The sequence below is a fragment of the Pseudomonas sp. SB113 genome, from assembly GCF_040754745.1.
Classification (GTDB): Bacteria; Pseudomonadota; Gammaproteobacteria; order Pseudomonadales; family Pseudomonadaceae; genus Aquipseudomonas; species Aquipseudomonas grimontii.
The window spans coordinates 54,088-78,398 of record NZ_JBFMHW010000004.1 but is presented as its reverse complement, the minus strand read 5'-3'; the positions used below and the strand labels follow the sequence as shown (position 1 = coordinate 78,398).

General features: G+C 60.7%; 18 protein-coding genes. 5 read left to right on the top strand and 13 right to left on the bottom strand.

What is annotated here, in order from left to right; genetic code table 11:
- Positions 1–313: 313 nt before the first annotated feature.
- On the top strand, positions 314–5,182 hold the full coding sequence (locus AB1462_RS06970) for an NAD-glutamate dehydrogenase (RefSeq protein WP_259193065.1): 4,869 nt from the start codon (positions 314–316) through the stop codon (positions 5,180–5,182).
- 165 nt (positions 5,183–5,347) lie between these two features.
- Here AB1462_RS06970 and AB1462_RS06965 read toward each other — a convergent pair whose 3' ends face one another.
- From AB1462_RS06965 to AB1462_RS06950, 4 genes are all read right to left on the bottom strand, one after another.
- Entirely contained in the window at positions 5,348–5,956 is a 609-nt protein-coding gene (locus tag AB1462_RS06965; RefSeq protein ID WP_367246435.1) for a hypothetical protein, read from the bottom strand.
- A gap of 139 nt (positions 5,957–6,095) precedes the next feature.
- Positions 6,096–6,800, bottom strand: coding sequence for a GntR family transcriptional regulator (locus AB1462_RS06960; protein WP_090403483.1), 705 nt, complete (start codon positions 6,798–6,800; stop codon positions 6,096–6,098).
- A 17-nt stretch (positions 6,801–6,817) separates the two neighbouring features.
- Entirely contained in the window at positions 6,818–7,519 is a 702-nt protein-coding gene (locus AB1462_RS06955) for a FadR/GntR family transcriptional regulator (RefSeq protein WP_090403485.1), read from the bottom strand.
- Positions 7,520–7,667: 148 nt separating this feature from the next.
- Positions 7,668–8,993 (bottom strand): C4-dicarboxylate transporter DctA, encoded by a 1,326-nt coding sequence (locus AB1462_RS06950; protein ID WP_186731549.1) that lies wholly within the window; start codon positions 8,991–8,993, stop codon positions 7,668–7,670.
- A gap of 217 nt (positions 8,994–9,210) precedes the next feature.
- On the opposite strand from AB1462_RS06950, the gene AB1462_RS06945 reads away from it, so the two are divergent.
- Complete coding sequence (locus AB1462_RS06945) at positions 9,211–9,840, top strand: DNA-3-methyladenine glycosylase I (protein WP_315337873.1); 630 nt, start codon at positions 9,211–9,213, stop codon at positions 9,838–9,840.
- A gap of 181 nt (positions 9,841–10,021) precedes the next feature.
- Here the strand turns inward: AB1462_RS06945 and AB1462_RS06940 are convergent, their stop codons facing one another.
- From AB1462_RS06940 to AB1462_RS06910, 7 genes are all read right to left on the bottom strand, one after another.
- Positions 10,022–11,455 carry a PLP-dependent aminotransferase family protein gene (locus AB1462_RS06940; RefSeq protein ID WP_367246433.1) on the bottom strand — a complete coding sequence of 478 codons (1,434 nt, stop codon included), beginning with the start codon at positions 11,453–11,455 and terminating at the stop codon, positions 10,022–10,024.
- Between the two features lie 70 nt (positions 11,456–11,525).
- Complete coding sequence (locus AB1462_RS06935; protein WP_259193060.1) at positions 11,526–12,293, bottom strand: SDR family oxidoreductase; 768 nt, start codon at positions 12,291–12,293, stop codon at positions 11,526–11,528.
- A gap of 10 nt (positions 12,294–12,303) precedes the next feature.
- Positions 12,304–13,371, bottom strand: a complete 1,068-nt coding sequence (locus tag AB1462_RS06930) for a phosphotransferase family protein (protein WP_259193059.1) — start codon at positions 13,369–13,371, stop codon at positions 12,304–12,306.
- Between the two features lie 129 nt (positions 13,372–13,500).
- Positions 13,501–14,454 carry a 2-hydroxyacid dehydrogenase gene (locus AB1462_RS06925; RefSeq protein ID WP_367246431.1) on the bottom strand — a complete coding sequence of 318 codons (954 nt, stop codon included), beginning with the start codon at positions 14,452–14,454 and terminating at the stop codon, positions 13,501–13,503.
- Between the two features lie 140 nt (positions 14,455–14,594).
- A complete protein-coding gene (locus AB1462_RS06920; protein ID WP_259193056.1) occupies positions 14,595–14,789 on the bottom strand; it encodes a hypothetical protein in 195 nt (64 codons plus the stop codon).
- Between the two features lie 293 nt (positions 14,790–15,082).
- On the bottom strand, positions 15,083–15,490 hold the full coding sequence (locus AB1462_RS06915) for a hypothetical protein (protein ID WP_259193194.1): 408 nt from the start codon (positions 15,488–15,490) through the stop codon (positions 15,083–15,085).
- 73 nt (positions 15,491–15,563) lie between these two features.
- Positions 15,564–16,064, bottom strand: a complete 501-nt coding sequence (locus AB1462_RS06910; protein WP_259193054.1) for a DUF4822 domain-containing protein — start codon at positions 16,062–16,064, stop codon at positions 15,564–15,566.
- A 432-nt stretch (positions 16,065–16,496) separates the two neighbouring features.
- Here AB1462_RS06910 and AB1462_RS06905 point away from each other — a divergent pair, with 432 nt between their 5' ends.
- Complete coding sequence (locus AB1462_RS06905) at positions 16,497–17,774, top strand: serine/threonine transporter (protein WP_090403500.1); 1,278 nt, start codon at positions 16,497–16,499, stop codon at positions 17,772–17,774.
- Positions 17,775–17,918: 144 nt separating this feature from the next.
- Complete coding sequence (locus AB1462_RS06900) at positions 17,919–19,568, top strand: SulP family inorganic anion transporter (protein WP_367246430.1); 1,650 nt, start codon at positions 17,919–17,921, stop codon at positions 19,566–19,568.
- Positions 19,569–19,694: 126 nt separating this feature from the next.
- Here AB1462_RS06900 and acnB read toward each other — a convergent pair whose 3' ends face one another.
- A complete protein-coding gene (gene acnB / locus AB1462_RS06895) occupies positions 19,695–22,304 on the bottom strand; it encodes a bifunctional aconitate hydratase 2/2-methylisocitrate dehydratase (protein ID WP_090403504.1) in 2,610 nt (869 codons plus the stop codon).
- A gap of 395 nt (positions 22,305–22,699) precedes the next feature.
- On the opposite strand from acnB, the gene AB1462_RS06890 reads away from it, so the two are divergent.
- Positions 22,700–23,170 (top strand): DUF1289 domain-containing protein, encoded by a 471-nt coding sequence (locus AB1462_RS06890; RefSeq protein ID WP_315337878.1) that lies wholly within the window; start codon positions 22,700–22,702, stop codon positions 23,168–23,170.
- 133 nt (positions 23,171–23,303) lie between these two features.
- Here the strand turns inward: AB1462_RS06890 and AB1462_RS06885 are convergent, their stop codons facing one another.
- Positions 23,304–24,167: a universal stress protein gene (locus tag AB1462_RS06885; protein ID WP_259193050.1), complete on the bottom strand. Its 864-nt coding sequence runs from the start codon at positions 24,165–24,167 to the stop codon at positions 23,304–23,306.
- Positions 24,168–24,311 lie beyond the last annotated feature (144 nt).

Genomic DNA, 24,311 nt, shown 5'->3' with positions numbered 1-24,311 from the left:
AACCGCAACCCTGCGTGCCGATGACCGAATATGTCGCAGCATCGCAAGCAGCTGTCTTCCTACACTCGTTAAGCTGCGCAACGGATGAGCCCTGTGCCGAGCGTCTGACCTGCCCGTCGTACCGTCACCCGGCAAGGTGCGCATCTTATGGAAGTTGTATGTGACCTGACTGTCTTGTCCAGCTTCACCCACCTGTCACTCTGATTCGTTTATGGTGCTTAACTCGTTACCTGCGAACAGAGTTGACGGTCTCCCCGCAAGGGGATAACACGCGACGCTTCCATCAATAACAAGCCCAAGCGGAGTACCACAGATGGCGTTCTTCACCGCAGCCAGCAAGGCCGACTTCCAGCATCAACTGCAAGCGGCACTGGCGCAGCACATCAGTGAACAGGCACTGCCACAAGTGGCGCTGTTCGCTGAACAATTCTTCGGCATCATTTCCCTCGATGAACTGACCCAGCGTCGCCTGTCCGACCTGGCCGGTTGCACCCTGTCTGCCTGGCGCCTGCTTGAGCGCTTTGATCACACCCAACCGCAAGTGCGGGTCTACAACCCCGATTACGAGCGTCATGGCTGGCAATCGACCCACACTGCGGTCGAAGTGCTGCACCATGACCTGCCATTCCTGGTGGACTCGGTACGCACCGAGCTGAACCGCCGTGGCTACAGCATCCATACCCTGCAAACCACCGTGCTCAGTGTGCGTCGTGGCAGCAAGGGCGAGTTGCTGGAAATCCTGCCCAAAGGCACCCAGGCCGAAGGCATCCAGCAAGAATCGCTGATGTACCTGGAAATCGACCGCTGCGCCAATGCCGCCGAACTGAACGTGCTGAGCAAAGAGCTTGAGCAGGTACTGGGCGAAGTGCGCGTGGCCGTGGCCGATTTCGAACCGATGAAGGCCAAGGTCCAGGAGCTGCTGGACGGTATCGACGCCAGCCCGTTCGGCATCGACGGCGAAGAGAAAGCCGAGATCAAGAACTTCCTGGAATGGCTGGTGGGTAACCACTTCACCTTCCTTGGCTATGAAGAATTCGTGGTACGTGACGAGGCGGACGGCGGTCATATCGAATATGACGCCAGCTCGTTCCTCGGTCTGACCAAACTGCTGCGCGCCGGCCTGACCGCCGACGACCTGCGCATCGAAGACTACGCCGTGGCGTACCTGCGCGAGCCGACCGTGCTGTCGTTCGCCAAGGCCGCGCACCCAAGCCGCGTACACCGCCCGGCTTACCCGGACTACGTGTCGATCCGCCAGATCGATGCCGACGGCAAGGTGATCAAGGAATGCCGCTTCATGGGCCTCTACACCTCTTCGGTGTACGGCGAAAGCGTGCGCGTCATCCCTTATATCCGTCGCAAGGTTGCGGAAATAGAACGCCGTTCGGGCTTCCAGGCCAAGGCTCACCTGGGCAAGGAGCTTGCTCAAGTCGTTGAAGTGCTGCCCCGTGACGACCTGTTCCAGACCCCGGTCGACGAGCTGTTCAGCACCGTGATGTCGATTGTGCAGATCCAGGAGCGCAACAAGATCCGCGTGTTCCTGCGCAAAGACCCGTACGGTCGTTTCTGCTACTGCCTGGCCTACGTGCCGCGTGACATCTATTCCACCGAAGTGCGCCAGAAGATCCAGCAAGTGCTGATGGATCGCCTGAAGGCCTCGGACTGCGAATTCTGGACCTTCTTCTCCGAATCGGTGCTGGCGCGCGTGCAACTGATTCTGCGGGTCGACCCGAAGAACCGCCTGGACATCGACACACTGCAACTGGAAAAAGAAGTGGTGCAGGCCTGCCGCAGCTGGCAGGACGACTACTCCAGCCTCGTTGTGGAAAGCTTCGGCGAAGCCCACGGCACCAACGTGCTGGCCGACTTTCCGAAAGGCTTCCCGGCCGGCTACCGCGAGCGTTTCGCTGCGCACTCGGCCGTGGTCGATATGCAGCACCTGCTCAGCCTCACCGAAGCCAACCCGCTGGTGATGAGCTTCTATCAGCCGCTGGGCCAGGTTTCCGGCCAGCGCGAGCTGCATTGCAAGCTCTACCACGCGGATACCCCGCTGGCGCTGTCCGACGTGTTGCCGATCCTGGAAAACCTTGGCCTGCGCGTGCTCGGTGAGTTCCCGTACCGCCTGCGCCATGCCAACGGCCGCGAGTTCTGGATCCACGATTTTGCGTTCATCGCCGCCGAAGGCGTGAACCTGGACATCCAGCAGCTCAACGACACCCTGCAGGACGCGTTCGTGCACATCGTGCATGGCGATGCCGAGAACGATGCGTTCAACCGCTTGGTACTCACCGCCGGCCTGCCATGGCGCGACGTCGCGCTGCTGCGTGCCTACGCCCGTTACCTGAAACAAATCCGCCTGGGCTTCGACCTCGGCTACATCGCCAGCACCCTGAACAATCACACCGACATCGCCCGCGAGTTGACCCGGTTGTTCAAGACCCGCTTTTACCTGGCGCGCAAGCTCACCGCCGATGACCTGGAAGACAAGCAGCAACGCCTGGAACAAGCGATCCTCACGGCGCTGGACGACGTCCAGGTGCTCAACGAAGACCGCATCCTGCGTCGCTACCTGGACCTGATCAAGGCCACCCTGCGCACCAACTTCTACCAGACCGACGCCAACGGCCAGAACAAATCGTACTTCAGCTTCAAGTTCGACCCGCGCGCGATCCCTGAGCTGCCCAAGCCGGTTCCGAAGTTTGAAATCTTCGTCTACTCGCCGCGTGTCGAAGGCGTGCACCTGCGCTTTGGCAACGTTGCCCGTGGCGGCCTGCGCTGGTCCGACCGTGAAGAAGACTTCCGGACCGAAGTGCTCGGCCTGGTAAAAGCCCAGCAAGTGAAGAACTCGGTGATCGTGCCGGTGGGCGCCAAGGGCGGCTTCCTGCCGCGTCGCCTGCCACTGGGCGGCAGCCGTGACGAGATCGCGGCCGAGGGCATCGCCTGCTATCGCATCTTCATTTCCGGCCTGTTGGATATCACCGACAACCTCAAGGACGGCGCCCTGGTGCCGCCGGCCAACGTCGTGCGCCATGACGACGATGACCCGTACCTGGTAGTCGCTGCGGACAAGGGCACTGCGACCTTCTCCGACATCGCCAACGGCATCGCCATCGACTACGGCTTCTGGCTGGGCGATGCGTTCGCCTCCGGCGGTTCCGCCGGTTACGACCACAAGAAAATGGGCATCACCGCCAAGGGCGCGTGGGTCGGTGTGCAGCGTCACTTCCGTGAGCGCGGCATCAACGTGCAGGAAGACAGCATCACTGTGGTGGGCGTCGGCGATATGGCCGGTGACGTGTTCGGTAACGGCCTGTTGATGTCCGACAAGCTGCAACTGGTCGCGGCTTTCAATCACCTGCATATCTTCATCGACCCGAACCCGAACCCGGCCACCAGCTTCGTCGAGCGCCAGCGCATGTTCGAGCTGCCGCGTTCGGCCTGGACCGACTACGACACCAGCATCATGTCCGAAGGCGGCGGTATCTTCTCGCGCAGCGCGAAGAGCATTGCCATCTCGCCACAGATGAAAGAACGCTTCGATATCAAGGCCGACAAGCTGACCCCGACCGAACTGCTGAACGCCTTGCTCAAGGCGCCGGTGGACCTGTTGTGGAACGGCGGTATCGGTACCTACGTCAAGGCCAGCACTGAAAGCCATGCCGATGTGGGCGACAAGGCCAACGACGCGCTGCGTGTCAACGGCAACGAGCTGCGCTGCAAAGTGGTGGGCGAGGGCGGTAACCTCGGCATGACCCAGCTGGGTCGTGTGGAGTTCGGCCTCAATGGCGGCGGTTCCAACACCGACTTCATCGACAACGCCGGTGGTGTGGACTGCTCCGACCACGAAGTGAACATCAAGATCCTGCTCAACGAAGTGGTGCAGGCCGGTGACATGACCGACAAGCAACGCAACCAGTTGCTGGCGAGCATGACCGACGAAGTCGGCAGCCTGGTGTTGGGCAACAACTACAAGCAGACCCAGGCCCTGTCCCTGGCTGCGCGCCGTGCCTACGAGCGTGCCGCCGAGTACAAACGCCTGATGAGCGACCTGGAAGGCCGTGGCAAGCTGGACCGCGCCATCGAGTACCTGCCGACCGAGGAGCAGCTCACCGAGCGCGCCGCGACCGGCAAGGGCCTGACCCGTCCGGAGCTGTCGGTGCTGATCTCCTACAGCAAGATCGACCTCAAGGAAGCGCTGCTCAAGTCGCTGGTACCGGATGACGAATACCTCACCCGTGACATGGAGACCGCGTTCCCACCGAGCCTGGTCGCCAAGTTCGGCGAGGCCATGCGTCGCCACCGCCTGAAGCGCGAGATCGTCAGCACCCAGATCGCCAACGACCTGGTCAACCACATGGGCATCACCTTCGTTCAGCGACTCAAGGAGTCGACGGGCATGAGCCCGGCGAACGTGGCCGGTGCTTATGTGATCGTGCGTGACATTTTCCACCTCCCGCATTGGTTCCGCCAGATTGAAGCCCTGGACCACCAGGTCTCCGCTGACGTGCAATTGCAGTTGATGGATGAGCTGATGCGCCTGGGCCGTCGCGCCACGCGCTGGTTCCTGCGCAGCCGTCGCAACGAGCAGGACGCTGGCCGTGACACCGCGCACTTCGGTCCGCACCTGGCCGCGTTGGGCCTCAAGCTCGACGAACTGCTGGAAGGTCCGACCCGCGAAGGCTGGCAGACCCGCTACCAGGCCTACACCGAAGCCGGCGTGCCGGAGTTGTTGGCGCGCATGGTTGCAGGCACTACCCACCTGTACACCTTGCTGCCGATCATCGAAGCCGCCGACGTCACCGGGCATGACGCCGCCGAAGTGGCCAAGGCCTACTTCGCCGTCGGCAGCGCCCTGGACTTGCCGTGGTACCTGCAGCAGATCAGCGATCTGCCCGTGGCCAACAACTGGCAGGCCCAGGCGCGCGAAGCGTTCCGCGACGATGTGGACTGGCAGCAACGGGCGATCACCATTTCCGTCCTGCAAATGGCCGACGCGCCGCAAGACATGGAAGCCCGCGTGGCCTTGTGGCTTGAGCAGCACAAGGACATGGCCGATCGTTGGGTCGCAATGATGGTGGAAATCCGTGCTGCGGTCGGCACGGACTACGCCATGTACGCGGTGGCCAACCGTGAGTTGCTGGACCTGGCGTTGAGTGGACAGTCGGTGCTGCAACCGGCTTGATGCCTTGGTAAAACGAAAGCCCCCACATTGTGAGATGCGGGGGCTTTTTTGTGTGCGCTGAATTCCTGTAGGAGCCGGCTTGCCGGCGATGAAGCCCTTAGCCTTTCGGCGAACCCACCGGCATCATCAATGGCAAGCCAGTTCCTACAGGGTGACCGAGTGTTCTCACGCGCTGGCAGCACCCAGGCAAGGCTGGATGGCTTTTTTCAACCCACTATTGTTTGCTGGTAATGAGAACGTTGCAGTCAATGGCTTGCCACCCTCTTTCGCGGGCGCCAGTGAGAGTGTCAGTGTTTGCCCGCGCGAGGCATCGCTGGCCCAGTAGGCTAATTCATTTCGCGGGACAAAGGTGCTGAGCGCAAAGATCGTATCTATCTGGAAAGCCCCACCGTCATTCCAGACGCCATTTACCGAGTGATCGACGGCGGTGCGTCGTCCTGTCGTGATACTCAGTGGCCCATTGGCGCTGGCATCCTTGCCTTCAAATGGATCGATGTCAAAGCCCAGCGATTGCGGGCTGATTTCCAGCGTCAGGTAGGCTTCTGGGTTCTGTGGGTGACAGCTGATCGCAAGGTTGGCCTTCCCGTGGTAATCGCCGTAAGCACTCCCTCCAAAAGTACGTGCGGTCAGCATCGGGCCGTCTGCGTAGGGTCGTTCAAGCAGCCAGATAGGATGCGCTGGAGTGATGATATGAGTCTCGGCAACTGACTCGGCAGATACCTGTGCACTGGTAATAAAAAGGGCTGCGAACAGTGTAAAGACGGGGGCTTGCATAGATGTATTCATCCGCGTGTAAAGCTTTTTGGAAAAAGGGCCGTGGTCTGTAACGAACTCGGCACTGAATGAATTTTGCAGTTCAGTGCCAATCGGTATTGTCGGCCATTTCGCAAATTGCCTTGTTTATCGCAGATAGTCAGCGTGTGCTCTTTCGCGCATCGCCACTGAGTAGCTTGGCTTCCAGGTGATCCAGGTGTTGCGTCATCAGGCTTACCGCGCCGTTCCCGTCGCGCTGTTCGACCGCATCGACAATCGCTGCATGCTCCTGCCACGCACAGTACGTGCAGGCTTGCGCTTCAAACTGGGCAATGATCAGCGACGTCAACGGCACCAGGCTGTTGAGAAACTGCGCCAACGGCGCATTACCTGCCATCGCCGCCAATTGCAGGTGAAACTCCCCGGACAATCGAATCGCCGGCCCACGCTGGTTGCGTTCTATACAGTCGCGTTCCCGTGCTATCAGCTCGCGCAACTGGCGTATCTGCGCGGATGTTGCCTGGGCGCAGGCCAATTGGACCACCGTGATCTCGGTCATGCGCCGTGCTTCCAGAATCTGCCGCGCCTGCTGGGCATCCGGCGCCGCCACCTGGGCCCTCTGGTTGGGGCGCAGAATGACCACTTGCTGGTGGGACAGCTTGGCCAGCACCCGACGGATCACGCTGCGACTCACGCCAAAGCTTTCGCCCAGGCCTTCTTCGGTAAAGCGGCTGGACGGGGCGATGCGTTGCTCGAGGATGGCGTCGAACAACCGTGGATAGATGTCATCCACCGAAGGTTTTTTGCCGGCCACCAGGCGCAGGGTGGGCAGGAAGGGGTCGTATTGCAGGGCGTGAGCGGTCATGGCCGGTCTCCAAAAAATCAACTGCCCAGGTGGTCGTCCGGGATGTTCAAGTGAATGCCCATGCGCAGGCCTTCCTGGAGGATATGCCGACGCATCTCGGCGCTGGCCAGGGCGCTGTTCTTGTTGCGGATGGCGCGTACCACCGCTTCATTTTCCTGTAAGCGCTCCGCCAGGTGCTCGGGGGAGTTGCGCAGCACCTGGGCGCTTTGCTTGAGGGCGTTGCTGGTTTGCTGCACCACGTTCTGGAAGATCGGGTTGGAGGTGAGCGCGAACAGTTCTTCATGAAAGTCGAGGTAGGCGTTCATGCCGGCTTCGGCGTCCCCGGCATCCAGGGCTTCGCGCATGTCCATCAGGGTCAGGCGCAATTGGCCGACTTCCTTGCTGCTGATGGACTGGGCTACCAGGCCGACGATGAAGGGTTCGAGGGTGTAGCGCAGTTGCAGGATGTCTTCGAGGCTGGCGTCGGCCACGGCGTCGGATGATTGCGGTTCGCTGATGCTGGTTTCGAGCACGACCACGCCTTTGCCGGGCATGGAGCGCACCAGGCCGAGGGTTTCGAGCACGATCACCGCTTCACGCAGGCTGGGGCGGCTGATGCCCATCTGTTCGGCCAGTTCGCGCTGGCCGGGCAACATTTCGCCGCGGCGCCACTGGCCTCGTGCCAGGGCGGCGCGGAGTTTTTCTACGACTGAATTGACGACGGTTGAGGTGCTGATCACGTCGATACTTCCTTAATGTTGCTAATACAGTCATGTGGGAGGGGGCTTGCCCGCGATGGCGGTGGATCAGTTACAGATATATCAACTGACCGTCCTCATCGGGGGCAAGCCCCCTCCCACATTAGCCAGGGTTGCCCATGAGACAGCGTTAGAACTCCTGATGCGCCGGCAGTACCGGCTTCTTGGCCTGGAAGGCATAGCCTTGCTGGCCGTCCAGCACTTTGTTGGCGCGCTGTATATCGATGTCTTTTTCCCAACGGGCGATGGCTACGGTGGCGACGCAGTTGCCGATCAGGTTGGTCAATGCGCGACCGATGCCCATGAACCAGTCCACCGCCAACACCAGCACCAAGCCGACTACCGGAATTGCCGGGATGGCCGTAAGCGTTGCCGCCAGGATCACCAGCGCGGACCCCGGAATCCCGTGGGCGCCCTTGGAGGTGATCAGCGACACCAGCAGGATGGTCAGCAAGTCGGTCATCGACAGTGGCGTGCCGGTGGCGTTGGCGATAAACACGATGGCCAGGGTCAGGTAGATCGAGAAACCGTCGAGGTTGAAGGAGTACCCGGTCGGAATCACCAGGCCCACGGTGGAGCTGCCAATGCCCAGGTGTTCGAGTTTGCGCATGACCTGCGGCAGCACGGCGTCGGAGGACGCGGTGCCCATCACGATCAGCAGTTCTTCGCGCAGGTACTTGAGCAACGGCAGCATGCGCAGGCCCGACAGGCGCATCACCAGGCCGAGGATCAGCGCGACAAATGCAAAGCAGGTCAGGTAGAACAGGCCCACCAGGCTGCCCAAGTGTTGCAGGGAGTCCAGCCCGTAGGTGCTGGTGGTGAAGGCGATTGCACCAAACACGCCGATCGGCGCCAGGCGCACGATCATGCCCATGATGCGAAAGATCACATGGCTCAGTTCATTGATCAGCCGAGTGATGCCCGACGCCGCTTCGCCCACCAGGTTCAAGGCGCTGCCGAACAGCACCGAAAACAGCAGCACTTGCAGGACGTTGTTGTCGGCAAAGGCGCCGATCACCGAGTTGGGGATCAGGTCCATCAGGAACTGGCTGGTGCCCTTGATGTGTTGGCCCTTGTCGGCCAGTTCATTGAGACCGGCGGAGGACAGTTGTTCCAGGTGAATATTGGCGCCGGTGCCGATCCCGGTGCTGAAGGCCATGATCAGGCCGATCACCAGGGCGATGGTGGTGAGCACTTCAAAGTAGATCACCGACTTGAGGCCGATGCGCCCGACCTTCTTCAAGTCGCCGGCACCGGAAATACCACTGACCACTACGCAGAACACGATCAGGCCGATCAGCATCTTGATCAGCTTGATAAAGCCGTCACCCAGGGGTTTGAGTTGCGAGGAGAATTCGGGAAGGGCCAGGCCGCAGACGATGCCGAGCATCAGGCCAATCACGACTTGCAGGAAAATCGAACGCGAGCACCATCTGAGCATGGGAGGGATCTCTATTCGGTGCCCTGGTGGTTCCAGGGCTTAATTGTTGTGGTCATACCGGTAAGTCCAGTGCGTCGCCAGTCTAGGCCAGGTATTTTTGAAATAACAAGTCATTCTTCGTCGGTTGACAGGTCGCGGTCTGACCAGTTGGTCGCGAAGGTTGATGCTTGAGCGGTTGGCGGGGCGCAAATTTTTTCGCTTATCATCCGCCGCCAGGCACATGAGGTGATGAATGGACAAACCAGGACTGACCACCGACGAAGCAGGGCAGACCCACTGCACCTGGCGCACGGCCGCGCCGGAATACCCCCGTTATCACGATCACGAGTGGGGCGTGCCGGTGGCGGATGATGTTCAGCTGTACGAAAAAATTTGCCTGGAAGGCTTCCAGGCGGGCATGGCCTGGATCACCATCCTGCGCAAGCGCGAGCAGTTCAGGGCGGCGTTCGACGGCTTTGATTTTCGCCGCGTGGCGCAGTACGGCGAGGCGGACGTCGCGCGGTTGATGCAGGACCCGGGCATCGTGCGTAATCGGGCGAAGATTGTGTCCACCATCAACAATGCGCGCCGGGCGTGTGAGCTGGTGGCTGAGACCGGCTCGCTGGCGCAGTGGTTGTGGGCGTTCGAACCCGGCCCTGAAGAGCGCCCGGCAGCGGTGGACCTGGCTTACTGGACGGGCAATCCCACTTCACCGGCCTCGGTGCGGTTATCCAAAGCCTTGAAGAAACGTGGCTGGACGTTCGTGGGGCCGACCACGATGTATGCGTTGATGCAGGCGATGGGGATGGTCAATGATCACCTTGAAGGGTGTGCATGCCGCCCAAAGATTGAAGCGCTGCGCCGCATATTCAAACGCCCATAGCCGCTGACCCAACGCAGTTAAAACTGTGAGAGGGGGGCAGCCCCCGGCCGCATTTTTGATTGGGGAGGCGGCTGATTATTGTGGAAGAGGGGTCAGTACCTGTTCGTGGTTGTACAGGGGCTCGTGGGCAACGGCGCTGAGGCTCGGGAGCGACCAATGACCAATCCGCTGGAACCCCCCCTTAGCCAATCTGCTGGAGAATATCGCGCACCTTGTCCAGCGCCGGGTCTATGTCGAGGGTCTCGATGGCCCCAAACCCGATGATCAGGCCCGGGCGCACCGGCGTGTCGTGGAAGAACACGTCCAGCGGGTACAGGCCGACTTCCACCTGGCGCGCCAATTCCATCAGCAGCGGGATATTCACCGGTACTTTGCACAACGCCGCCATATGGAACCCGGCCACGGTGGGCACCGCTTCGAACCACGGCGACAGGTCTGCCGCCAGGCGCTGCAAAATGCGCTCGCGGCGCCCTGCGTACACGGTGTGGCAGCGGCGAATATGCTTGAGCAAATAGCCTTCGCTGATGAACTTGGCCAGCGCCCATTGCGGTAACGTGGAGCTGTGCTGGTCGGTCAATTGCTTGGCCTTGAGCACCGCGCCGTAAATCGCCGGTGGCAGCACCGCATAGCCCAGGCGCAGCTCGGGCAGCAGGGTTTTGGAGAAGGTGCCGACGTAGGTGACCACGCCACGGCTGTCCATGCTTTGCAGGGAATCGGTGGGGCGGCCTTCGTAGCGGAACTCGCTGTCGTAGTCGTCCTCGATGATGATCGCGCCCAGCGCGAAGGCGCGCGCCAACAGCGCCTCTCGACGTGGCAGGCTCATGGGCATGCCGAGGGGGAACTGGTGGGAGGGCGTGACGTAGATCAGCCGTGCGCCATCGGGGATCAGGTCGACCTGGATGCCTTGCTCATCGACGGGAACACCGATGACCAAGGCCCCCATCGCCGTGAACAAGTGGCGCGCGGGGCTGTAGCCGGGGTCTTCCATGGCGACGATGCTGCCGGGTTCCAGCACCACACGGGCGATGAGATCCAAGGCCTGTTGCGCGCCGTTGGTGACCACGATGTCGCTGTCGCGGCATTTGACCCCACGGGAAAACGCGATATGCCCGGCGATGGCACTGCGCAGTGCCGCCAACCCTTCGGGCTGGCTGTAGAACCCGCTGTTCTGGACGATGCGCCGCAGCGCGTCCTGGGTGCAGCGCCGCCATTCATCCTGGGGGAACTGGTTGCGGCTGGTGGCGCCGCCGATAAATTCGTAGCGCAACGTGGTGTCGCGTGTGGGGTGGTGCATGGGCGAGGGCAGCGCCTGCCATTTCGCCAGGTTGGCGGCGCAGGCCAGGTCGGTGGCGGTTTGCACGCGATTCGGCTGTAGCGCCCACGCGTTGACGAAAGTGCCACGGCCAATCTTGCCCACCAGCAGGCCTTCATAGGTCAACGTGGCGTAGGTGTCGGACACGGTCTTGCGCGATACGCCCAGTTGCTCGGCCAGCAGGCGGCTGGGTGGCAGTTGCGCGCCCGCCGAGAGGCGCCCGGTGGCGATGGCTTCACGCAACTGCTGATACAGCTGGGCAGCCAGGTCCTTGCGCCCGTTGATGACGATGTGGAGTTCCATGTTTCATCCTGAGACAGATCGATCTGCGTCAAGGTTACGCGTAAATCGATCTGCAGAAACCCAGGTGCACTCAGGACAGGAAGCCGCCATCCACATTCAGCGACACACCGGTGGTGTAGCTCGACGCATCGCTGGCCAGGTACAGCACCGCACCGGCCATCTCGCTCGGGTCGGCGACGCGCTTGAGTGGGATCTGCGCCAGGGCCATTTTCAGGATCGCATCGTTTTTCACCAGCGCCGAGGCGAACTTGGTGTCGGTCAGGCCCGGCAGCAGGGCGTTACAGCGGATGCCGAACTCGGCGCATTCCTTGGCAAACACCTTGGTCATGTTGATCACGGCGGCCTTGGTCACCGAGTAGATGCCCTGGAACACCCCCGGCGATATGCCGTTGATCGACGCCACGTTGATGATGCTGCCGCCGCCGTTCTCACGCATCAGCTTGCCGGCTTCCACCGACATGAAGAAGTAGCCGCGAATGTTCACGTCAACGGTCTTCTGGAAGGCGCCGAGGTCGGTGTCCAGTACGTTGCAGAACTGCGGGTTGGTCGCGGCATTGTTGACCAGGATGTCCAGGCGGCCGAACTGCTTGCGAATCCCGGCGAACACCTGGGTGATCTGCTCCATTTCACCGATATGGCAGGCAACCGCCGTGGCCTTGCCGCCGTCGGCGATGATGGCGTCCGCCACGTGCTGGCAGCCTTCGAGCTTGCGGCTCGAGACGATCACATGGGCGCCTTGCTGGGCCAGCAACTTGGCGATGGCTTCGCCGATGCCACGGCTGGCGCCGGACACAAAAGCAATCTTGCCGTCGAGGTCGAACAGGTGGGTCTTGGACATTAGCGATTCCTTAGAGGGCTGATTTACCGATGACATTCAGGCTCATCTGCTCCAGCAGCTTGTTCATTTGGATGAACTGCGCAAAGCGTTTGTCCTGGGTCTGGCCGTGGAAGAAGCGGTAGTAGATCTGCTGCACGATGCCGGCCAGGCGGAACAGGCCGTAGGTGTAGTAGAAGTCGAAATTGTCGATCTGGATCCCGGCACGTTCGGCGTAGTAGTCGACGAACTCGCGGCGGGTGAGCATGCCGGGGGCATTGCTCGGCTGGCGGCGCATCAGTTGCACCGGCGCCGGGTCGCCGGCTTCGATCCAGTAGGCGAGGGTGTTGCCCAGGTCCATCAACGGGTCGCCGAGGGTGGTCAGTTCCCAGTCAAGCACGCCGATAATCTGCATCGGGTTGTGCGGGTCGAGGATCACGTTATCGAAGCGGTAGTCGTTGTGCACGATGCTCGACGTAGGGTGGTCGGCGGGCATTTTGTCGTTGAGCCAGGCGCGGACGGCCTCCCATTTGGGGGCATCGGGAGTCAGGGCTTTTTCATAGCGATCGCTCCAGCCACCGATCTGGCGTGCCACATAACCTTCAGGCTTGCCCAGGTCGGCCAGGCCGCAGGCCCTGTAGTCGACCTGGTGCAGTTCGACGAACTTGTCGATAAAGCTTTTGCACAGTGCCTCGGTCTGGGTCGCGTCCAGGCCCAGCTCGGTCGGCAGGTCGGAGCGCAGGATAATGCCGTTGACCCGTTCCATCACATAGAATTCAGCGCCGATCACCGACGCGTCGGTGCAGTGTACATAGGCCTTGGGGCAGTACGGGAAGCCGTCCTTGAGTTGGTTGAGAATGCGGTATTCGCGGCCCATGTCGTGGGCGGACTTGGCTTTGTGGCCAAAGGGCGGGCGGCGCAGCACGAATTCCTGGCTGGGGTATTCCAGCAGGTAGGTGAGGTTGGATGCGCCACCGGGGAACTGGCTGATCGAGGGGGTGCCGCTCAGGCCCGGGATATGGGCCTTGAGATAGGGATCGATCAGGTTGGCATCAAGTTCTTCGCCTGGGCGAATCTGGGTCGATTGGTCGTTAAGCGCCATGCTTATCCCTTCTGCTTATTCTAAAGGCGTCGGACTATTTCCTAATCTAATGCGCGCAGCCACCCAGCGACAAGGTCGGGGCGGCTTAATAGGTTAGCGTGTTGAAGGGTGATCAGCGTGCCTGATTGGTCATTTTACGGGCGGGGGCAAGGCGACCGGCGTGAGCACCGGACGGCCGGCAAAGTACTCCACCAGGTTGTCGGCCACCCGCTGCACGGTGTCGTGGGCGGCTTCCGGTGACAGGCCGGCGACGTGGGAGGTGAGCACGGTATTGCTCAGGCGCTTGAGGGCGTCCGGCACCTTGGGTTCATCGTCGAACACGTCCAGCGCGGCGCCACCGATACGGCGTTGCTCAAGGGCGGCGACCAGGTCGTTGGTGACCACCACGCTGCCACGGCCGATATTCACCAGGTAACCGTTCGGGCCGAGGGCGTCCAGGGCGTGGCGGTCGATCAAGTGGCGAGTGCCGGCGCCGCCGGGGGTGGCCAGGATCAGGAAGTCCGACGTGCGCGCCAGTTCCACGGCGGTGGCGCAGTAGGTGTAGTCCACGTCATCTCGGGGCTGGCGGTTGTGATAGCTCACTTCCATGCCAAAGCCGAGGGCAGCGCGCTTGGCGATCTCGAGGCCCACGGCACCCAGCCCGAGGATGCCCAGTTGCTTGCCGCCCAGGGACGGGCGCATCACCTTGGGCCATTCGTTGCGTCGCACCGCAGCGTCCGTCTGGGGAATGCCGCGCACCAGCGACAGCAGCAGTGCCATGGCGTGGTCGGCCACCGACGGCGCATTCACCCCGGCGCCATTGGTGACGACGATCCCGCGATTGCTCGCGGCCTGCAGGTCCACGTGCTCATAGCCGGCGCCGATCACACAGATGATCTCCAGCAGTGGCAGAGCGGCGATTTCTTCGGCATACAGCCCCAGCGGGCCACGGGTGAGCACGGCCTTGATCTGCCCACCATGGGATTTGATGGCCTGGGCGCGCTCGGAAGGCGTGGGTGCCAGAATCACATGAAAGTCATTGCTCTCGATGATCGGCAGGTAATCGTTGATGGTTTCAACCAGGACCAAAACGGTTGCGGGCATGAGGCGGCTCTTCCTAAGGGGCAGGATGGAAGAGAGAGTATGCGACATTTCCCGTGATGGTGGCGTGAGGGGCGTCAAGGCGCGGTGAGAGGGCGATGAATCCATTGCATGGATCCATCGCCCAGGTGAATCACTGATCTTTAGCCAATCCGCGGAATGGGGATCATGGTATCGGGAGGTTTGGGCGCGGCAGGATATTCATTACCGTTGAACGCGAAGGTATTGGTCTGCTCTGGCTTGGTCTTATCTTTTGCAGCGATTTGATCGTTGCCGTAGGAAGGATCGCTATTGCCCAAATGGCTGGCGTTGAACAGGTACGTGCATAAGGTCATCATGGTTGAATCTCCAGATTTTGTGATAAAGCGTCCTCTGGGTGGGTGGTTGGGGATTTTTCGTTCCTGACGTAAATGAATTGTCGTCAATTGGATTTACCTGCTCCCTACAACCACTATTGGGCATCCACACGTCCCGCCGGCAGCGGTCGTGGTGGTGGGGTAGGCGAAGGGCTGTCAACGGGCAATAGGATGTTTCATACAGCCTAAGGGCAATGAGCTGGATTCTGGAATTGAGAGCGTATCGGAACGTCGCGTCCCCGCCAGGGGCGGGGCGCTGGAGGCGTAGGACCTGACTACTGTGTCGTCTGTCGAGCCTTGTTTTGCTCTGCTTGTGCTATTGGCATGAAATTGTACGTTGGAAAGAATTCCGTGGTGTAGACACCCCATGCGGTGTTTTCGATTGCGAGGTTGACTTCTGCCAGGCGCGACGCCGGCAGGCGCAGCACGACAACCTGTCCGATGCCCATGGTTATGTTCCAGCTGACGACCTCCACACCGGCAGGCGGGAATACCTTGTGAAACTCCTGCTTGGCCAGTTGTTGTTTCAACTCGCCCAGTGGTCGCGATTGATCGTGTTTAAGAAATACGGTCAACATGACGGTGTCGTCCGGCGTGGCAGCAGCGTTTTTGGCGACAGGTGCTGCTGTGTTTTGTGCAATCACCACGCCGGGTAACAGGGTCGCGGCGAGTAATACAGGCATTAACAGTTTGCGCATATTCATTATCAGGTACCTTGCTTGTTATTGGACTTTATTAATAAACATGAATGTTCAATCAGTGCGACATGGCTGTCTTCATGGGGCCGGTGTAGGGCGCGTGCACCACATAAATTCGAACGGGCGGGTTAGTGCTGACCATATCGCGCGGCACTTCGCGAGAATAGGTGAACTCGCTGTTGTCGAGTTTCTCGAGCCTTCTGACAATGGACCTGTTCGGCCCGACGTCAGGCACCAGGATGTGGGTCTTTTTGTCGCCGGTGACCAGGAAATAACCTCCGCCACCATCGGCATATTTCGAGCGGCCTGTATCGGTGTAGAAGAACTCATAGCGATTGCGCTGCGGGTCCCACATCGATAGGCCTACCACACCGGGGTAACTGGCCTTGACGTCCTTGTCCGGCTCGCCTTCGATATAGACTTTGGTGGTCAGCCATTGAGGTGAAGAGGCCAGTGCAAAAACGTCCGGTTCAGGTGCCGCGGGTTTGGCGTAACTTTCGGACGAATTGAAGAGCCCCGTGATTAATAAACCGGCAAAAACAATAGTGAGTCTGCGCATTTTCGAATCCTTGTGGTTTTATATAAGTGTGCTGTTTTTCGGATGTTGCGGGGTGATGTTAGTTTGCAGTTTGGCGGTTGCTCAATGGCAATGTAAGGTTGTGTAACAATTGCACGGGTGTTGTGGTTAGAATTTTATTTGAATGCAAACGAAGTCCGATTTTGCTGTAGGTAACTTCTCTAAAAAGTAATGATCAGAAACTTGGCCGAACTCATTAATGCAACTTGGCCGTCGTTCGAGAAACCAGTGACAACTCCCCCGAAACCACTGCCCAGGGCCGCGATTGAGCGTCTGCACCGCATAACCGTTCCTCAGCTAAGTCTTTGCTTATTCAAGAGAATCCCGGACAATCGCGCCCCTTCTATGGTTGGGGCGCTGCCTGTCAGGTTTTTCTGACTCGTCCCGGCCGTGTAAATGCGGAGATCCGACCGGATGAATGATCAGGCCAATAGCGTCGACGAACGCTATGCAACGACACCTGCAACCCTCACAAGCTGGAGCCGACAGGACACCACCTGGATGCTTGGCCTGTTCGGCACCGCCATTGGCGCCGGTACCTTGTTCCTGCCGATCAATGCGGGCCTGGGCGGCTTCTGGCCGCTGGTGATCCTGGCGGTGCTGGCGTTTCCGATGACGTTCTTTGCCCACCGTGGCCTGACGCGTTTCGTACTCTCCGGTCGTGCGGGCTCCGACATTACCGATGTGGTCGAAGAGCATTTCGGCATCAGGGCCGGTGCGTTGATCACGCTGCTGTACTTTTTCGCGATTTTCCCGATCCTGTTGATCTACAGCGTGGCCCTGACCAACACGGTCAGCAGCTTCATGGAGCACCAGTTGCACATCATGCCGCCACCACGGGTACTGCTGGCGTTTGTGCTGATCCTCGGCCTGCTGGCGGTGGTGCGTTGCGGTGAACAGGTGATCGTCAAGGCCATGAGCATGATGGTGTACCCGTTTATCGTCGCCTTGCTGTTCCTCGCGGTGTACCTGATCCCGCATTGGAACGGTGGCATCCTCCGCACTGCGAGTGAGATCCCGGCGCCTTCGGCCCTGCTCAATACCCTGTGGCTGGCGATTCCGGTGATGGTGTTCTCGTTCAACCACTCGCCGATCATCTCGGCGTTTGCGGTCGACCAGAAGCGCCAGTACGGCGAACACGCCGATGAGCGCAGTTCGCAGATCCTGTCCCGCGCGCACCTGTTGATGGTGGTGATGGTGCTGTTCTTCGTGTTCAGCTGCGTGCTGACCCTGTCGCCGGCGCAGTTGGGTGAGGCGAAAGCGCAGAACCTGTCGATCCTGTCGTACCTGGCCAACCACTTCAATAACCCGACCATCGCGTTTGCCGCGCCGTTGATCGCGTTCGTGGCGATTGCCAAGTCGTTCCTGGGCCACTACATCGGCGCCAGCGAAGGCCTCAAGGGCCTGGTGCTCAAAAGCGGTCGCCGCCCGGCCGCCAAGACCCTGGACCGCATGACCGCCGCCTTCATGCTGGTGGTGTGCTGGATCGTTGCCACGCTGAACCCCAGCATCCTCGGCATGATCGAGACCCTGGGCGGGCCGATCATTGCCTCGATCCTGTTCCTGATGCCGATGTACGCGATCCGCAAGGTGCCGGCCATGGCCAAGTACCGTGGGCAGGCGTCCAACGTGTTTGTCACGGCGGTGGGCCTGGTGGCGATTACCGCATTGATTTACTCGTTGTTGTCCTGACCTCAGGGCTCACGCAGACAGGCCGATTCGCGCACACCGCGAATCGGCTTTTTTTTGCCTGCGCAAAAGCTGACGCGGCTCAACCGCCTGCAGGCAATGAGGGCTAAGCTTACGCACGCTTTTTGCCAGGATGGGTTGGGCCGATTGAAGACTGAAACCGATGCACCCGTTGCCGTACCGTCGAACCGCAGCCAAGACCTGCTGGCCGGCTTATCCATTGCCGGTTTGCTGCTGCCGGAGGCAGTGGCCTATTCCAGTATTGCCGCGCTGCCGCCCCAGGCCGGGGTGATCGCATTGTTTGCCGGGCTGGTGTGCTACGGCCTGTTCGGCACCAGCCGCTTTGCGATTGTCTCGGCCACCTCGTCGTCGGCAGCGGTGTTAGCGGCAGCCACGGCGAGCATGGCGGGGGATGACCCGGCACTGAGGCTTTCCCTGGCCTTCGGGCTGGTGTTGCTTACCGGGGTGTTTTTCCTGCTGGCCGGCCTGTTCAGGCTTGGCGGCGTCACCTCGTTTATCGCCAAGCCGGTGTTGCGTGGCTTTGCCTTCGGCCTGGCGCTGACCATCATCCTCAAGCAATTGGCCAGTGTGGTGGGCGTGCACCTGACCGATAACAACCTGATCCGTTTTCTGCCGCAGTTGCTGGAGCAGCTACCGCGCTGGAACTGGCCTGCGGCAATGGTGGCGGCGCTGGCGTTGCTGGTGTTGTGGCTGTGCGCACGCGTCCCGCGTCTGCCCGGTGGCTTGGTGGTCGTGGTGCTCGGCATCGCTGCCGGGCAGTACCTGGACCTGCAGGCCTATGGTGTGGCGCAGATCGGCATGATCGACCTGCGCCTGGAGCTGGGGCATTTGCCGGTATTGCCGTTTGCCGACTGGCTGCGCCTCGGGGAATTGGCGTTTGCGCTAGTGATGATCCTTTATGCAGAGTCCTACGGCTCTATCAGTTCGTTTGCGCTCAAGCATGGCGACCGCGTGTCCTCCAACCGTGACTTGCTGGCGCTGGGTGTGGCCAACCTGGTCTCCGGGCTGTTCCACGGCATGCCGGCGGGTGCCGGGTATTCGGCGACCTCGGCCAATGAGGCGGCCGGCGCCTATTCGCGCCTGGCGGGGATTGTCGCGGCGCTGGTGATATTGCTGATTGTGCTGACGGTGCTGCCCTATGTGGCACTCACGCCGGAGCCGGTGCTGGCGGCTGTGGTCATCTATGCCCTGGGTCGAGGCTTGAGCGTGCAGCCGCTGGGGCGTTATTTCCTGTGGCGGCGCGATCGCGTGCTGGTGATCTGTGCGGTGGCGGCAGTGCTGGTGCTCGGCGTGCTGGATGGCTTGCTGCTCGCGGTCGCTATCAGTGTGATGCTGATGCTGCGCCAGATGTCGTCAGCTGACATTCAAGTGTTGGGCCGCCTGGGTGACAGCCATGACTTTGTCGACCGTCAGCACCATGTCGATGCGCTGGCCGTGCCGGGGGTATTGATCGTACGGCCCAGCGAGGCGCTGTTTTTTGCAAATGCCGAGCGCATCCTTGGCGCGGCCTTGCGCTTGATGCGTCAGTCGCCGGTCGAGGCGGTGGTGTTGAGCCTGGAAGAATCGCCGGACCTCGACGGCACCAGCATCGAAGCGCTGGCGGCGTTTTTTGCCCAGGTACACGGGGAGGGCAAGCGCCTGGTGCTCGCTCGCGTGCGGCATGACGCCCGCGAGGTGTTGCAGGGGTTGCCTGAAGCATTGGCGCCCCATGTGCTGCTCAGTGGCTTGAGCGTCGATGGCGCGGTGCAGTTGGCGCTTGAAGTGGGCAAAGCGTAACGCGTGGGGCTTGCCCCCGATAGCGGTGGGTCAGTGACAGATGCATCAACTGAATGTGTTTGTATTCCAGGCATAAAAAACGCCGCGTACCTTGCGATACGCGGCGTCTTTCACATCAACACACGGTTAAGCTTGAATCACCGGGATGTTGGCGCTTGCTGCGATTTTGCGGAACTCGGCGATCTGGTCGAAGTTCAGGTAGCGGTAGACGTCACTGGCCATGGTGTCCAGTTTCGCTGCGTAGCCCATGTACTCTTCAACGGTCGGCAGGCGACCCAGGGTGGAGGCGACTGCCGCCAGCTCAGCCGAAGCCAGGTAGACGTTCGCGCCATCACCCAGACGGTTCGGGAAGTTACGAGTCGAGGTCGATACAACGGTCGAGTTCGGCTCTACACGTGCCTGGTTACCCATGCACAGCGAGCAGCCCGGCATTTCCATGCGCGCGCCAGCCTTGCCGTAGATGCCGTAGTAGCCTTCTTCGGTCAACTGGTGAGCGTCCATCTTGGTCGGCGGCGACAGCCACAGACGGGTTGGCAGCTGACCCTTGACCTGCTCCAGCAGCTTACCGGCAGCGCGGAAGTGACCGATGTTGGTCATGCACGAACCGATGAACACTTCGTCGATCTTCTCGCCGGCAACGCTGGACAACAGACGGGCATCGTCCGGGTCGTTCGGTGCGCAGAGGATCGGCTCGTTGATTTCGGCCAGGTCGATCTCGATGACTTCGGCGTATTCCGCGTCGGCATCGGCTTCCATCAGTTCCGGGTTGGCAACCCAGGCTTCCATCGCTTGGGCACGACGTTCCAGGGTGCGTGCATCGCCGTAGCCTTCGCCGATCATCCAGCGCAGCAGGGTGATGTTGGAGTTCAGGTACTCGGTGACGGATTCTTTCGACAGCTTGATGGTGCAACCGGCAGCCGAACGTTCGGCCGAGGCGTCGGACAGCTCGAAAGCCTGCTCCAGCGTCAGGTCGTTCAGGCCTTCGATTTCCAGGATGCGGCCGGAGAAGGCGTTTTTCTTGCCTTTCTTCTCTACGGTCAGCAGGCCGGACTGGATCGCGTAGTAAGGAATGGCATGAACCAGGTCACGCAGGGTGATGCCAGGTTTCATTTTGCCTTTGAAGCGCACCAGGATCGATTCCGGCATGTCCAGAGGCATAACGCCAGTGGCTGCGGCGAACGCGACCAGGCCGGAGCCGGCCGGGAACGAGATGCCCATCGGGAAACGGGTGTGGGAGTCACCACCGGTGCCGACGGTATCCGGCAGCAGCATGCGGTTCAGCCAGCTGTGGATGATGCCGTCGCCTGGACGCAGCGATACACCGCCACGGGTCATGATGAAGTCAGGCAGGGTGTGGTGGGTGGTCACGTCGATCGGCTTTGGATACGCCGCGGTGTGGCAGAAGGACTGCATCACCAGGTCGGTCGAGAAGCCCAGGCACGCCAGGTCTTTCAGTTCGTCACGGGTCATCGGACCGGTGGTGTCCTGGGAACCCACGGTGGTCATCTTCGGTTCGCAGTAAGTACCTGGGCGAACGCCTTTGCCTTCCGGCAGGCCGCAGGCCTTGCCGACCATTTTCTGGGCCAGGGTGAAACCCTTGCCAGTGTCGACTGGTGCTTCAGGCAGCTTGAACAGGTCGGTAGGGCCCAGGCCCAGCTCGGCGCGAGCCTTGTCGGTCAGGCCACGGCCGATGATCAGCGGGATACGGCCGCCGGCGCGAACTTCGTCCAACAGGACCGGGGTCTTCATTTCGAAGGTGGTCAGGACTTCGTCGGTGCCGTGTTTGCAGACTTTGCCAGCATGAGGGTACAGGTCGATCACGTCGCCCATGTTCATGTTGGTCACGTCGAATTCGATTGGCAGTGCGCCGGCATCTTCCATGGTGTTGTAGAAGATTGGCGCGATCTTGCTGCCGAAGCAGAAGCCGCCGGCGCGCTTGTTCGGCACGTAAGGAACGTCGTCGCCGAAGAACCACAGTACCGAGTTGGTCGCGGATTTACGCGAAGAGCCGGTACCGACCACGTCACCGACGTAGGCGATCGGGAAGCCCTGGCCGCGCATTTCTTCGATCTGCTTCATCGGGCCGGTCTTGCCTTGCTCGTCCGGCACGATGCCTTCGCGGGCCATTTTCAGCATGGCCAGGGCGTGCAGCGGGATGTCAGGGCGGGACCAGGCGTCCGGGGCAGGGGACAGGTCATCGGTGTTGGTTTCGCCGGTAACCTTGAACACGCGCAGGCTGATCTTGTCGGCCAGGGTCGGGCGGTTGCGGAACCACTCGCCGTCAGCCCAGGACTGGATCACGCCTTTGGCGTGTTCGTTGCCGTTGCGGGCTTTTTCGGCGACGTCGTGGAACGCATCGAACATCAGCAGGGTGTGCTTGAGTTGGGCGGCCGCGACAGGCGCCAGTTCGGCGTCGTCCAGCAGCTCGACCAAAGTCACGATGTTATAGCCGCCCTGCATGGTGCCGAGCAGTTCAACAGCGCGTTTCTTGTCGATCAGGGGGGAAGTGGCTTCGCCCTTGGCCAGGGCAGACAGGAAACCGGCCTTGACGTAGGCAGCTTCGTCAACGCCTGGTGGAATGCGGTTGGTGATCAGGTCAACGAGGAATTCTTCTTCGCCAGCCGGAGGATTTTTCAGCAGCTCGACCAGGCCTGCGGTTTGTTCGGCGTTAAGCGGCTGGGGAACGATACCCAGTGCTGCGCGCTCTTCGATATGTTTGCGGTAGGCTTCAAGCACAGTTATTACCCTCATCAGTGGTCCCACGGGACGCTCATCCAGAAATGAACGGCACGCATGCGCTCGGGGGCTTTTTGGGCCGCAAAGCCAGCGCTGCCGGCATTCCTTACAGAAGCTGCTTTCAAAGTTTTACGCCTGCAGAACGGAGCTGATGAGGGTTGGCGCGGGTTCTGACCTGGCGGGTCGAACCTGCGCCAACACCGTTCTGAAGGAACGACTGTGCTCGTGACGCTTTGAAAACAGCTTCCAGCGGATTATTGGCGCCTTACAAGGCCGGATGATTCTACGGCAAAAAAAATCTAAAGGTAAGTTACCTCGCCAAGTTTGCTGGGTGATCAACCTTAGACAAAGGGCTAACATGGCGCACTGTTTCGCTGATTTGTGTGTTGCTGCCCATGTCCAACCAAGCCATCAAGACCCCCTGCGTCGGCCTCTGCTCCACGGTTTACGGCGATCTCGTGTGCCGCGGCTGCAAGCGCTTCCACCACGAAGTGATCCAGTGGAATGGCTATAACGAAGAGGAAAAGCGCGCGGTATGGCTGCGGCTGGAGCAACTGCTGGTGCAGGTGATGGCCGGCAAGCTCGAGATTTTCGACCCCAAGACCCTGCGCGGTCAGCTGGAGCAGCGCAAGATCCGTTTCGTGCCGCACCAGTCCGAGTACTGCTGGGCGTACCAGTTGATTGCCCGGGGGGCGCGGGTGATCAATAGCCTCGAGGCGTACGGCATGGTGCTGTTGCCGGAGTTCCGTGACTGGGCCTTGCCGGAACTGCGCGATGCCATCGACCGCGAGTTCTTTATCCTGTCCGAGGCCCACTACCAGCGCTATATCGCGCCGGGGTTCCTGAAAGATGCACTGGCTGACTGACAACATGAATCCAAATGTGGGAGGGGGCAAGCCCCCGATGGCGGTGCGTCAGCTACAGATTAGCTGACTGATACACCGCTATCGGGGGTAAGCCCCCTCCCACATTGGATCTCGGTTGTCTGGGGGATCGGCGTCAGGCCTTGGTCGCCAGTTCTTGCAGGTGGTCCATCAATGTCTGCGGCTTGAGCACCAGTACATCGCTTTCCACCGCATCCAGTATCACCTCCGCCGTATTGCCGATCAGCGCCCCGGAAATCCCGGTGCGCGCAACGGTGCCGATGATGGTAACGGCCGCCTGCCATTTATGCGCCGCGAAGGGAATCAGCACATCCGCCGGGCCTTCCTCAATATGCAGGTGCGCGTCATCCACGTCGAATTCAGCCTGGAACGCCTTGCACTGCTCCCGATAACGCTCTGCGATGGTTTCCTTGAGCTGGAACGTCGGGTCCGCCGCCGACAACATCGGCGATGGGTGGGCGCTGATCACGTGCAACTGCGCCTTGGCCAGGCTGGCAATATCAAAGCCGTGGTCAATGATTGAGTTGTGCAGCGAGCGGTGCTCGCCATCGGTATTGCCCACATCAATCGCCGCCAGAATCACTCTCTCCGCCCAAGGCGTGGACGTCTTGACCAGCAACACCGGCGTCGGGCAGAAGCGCAACAGCTTCCAGTCCGCCGGCGTCAGCAGCGCTTTTTTCAGCGGGCTGTCGGGAAAATGCTGCTTGATCACCAGCCCGCAGCCTTCGGCCTGCTGCACGTCGATAATGGTGTCATGCAGGCTGTCGTTCCACGCTTGCTCGGTGGTCACGCTGTAACCGTCCTCCTGCAAGCCTGACTTGAGCAGGCTCAACAGCGCCGAATGCTCATGTTTCTTGTCGCAGACCAGCAAGTGCAGATGCGCGCCGGTAACCCCGGCGATCAGTTTGGCGCGCTTGAGGGCCAGGCTTTCCGAATGTTCGGGCTCAATGACCACCAGGATGCTGCGAATGGCTTGCATGATCGGATCTCCAAAAAGGTGGACGTGGAATAACTATAGTTGCTGCTCGCCAGACGTCATGTTGATGCACATCAAGGCCGGTGGCTGGTGGTCTGCGGCGCGGTCGGTATAATCGGCGGCCTTTTGTGACCCTTTGCCCGTGAG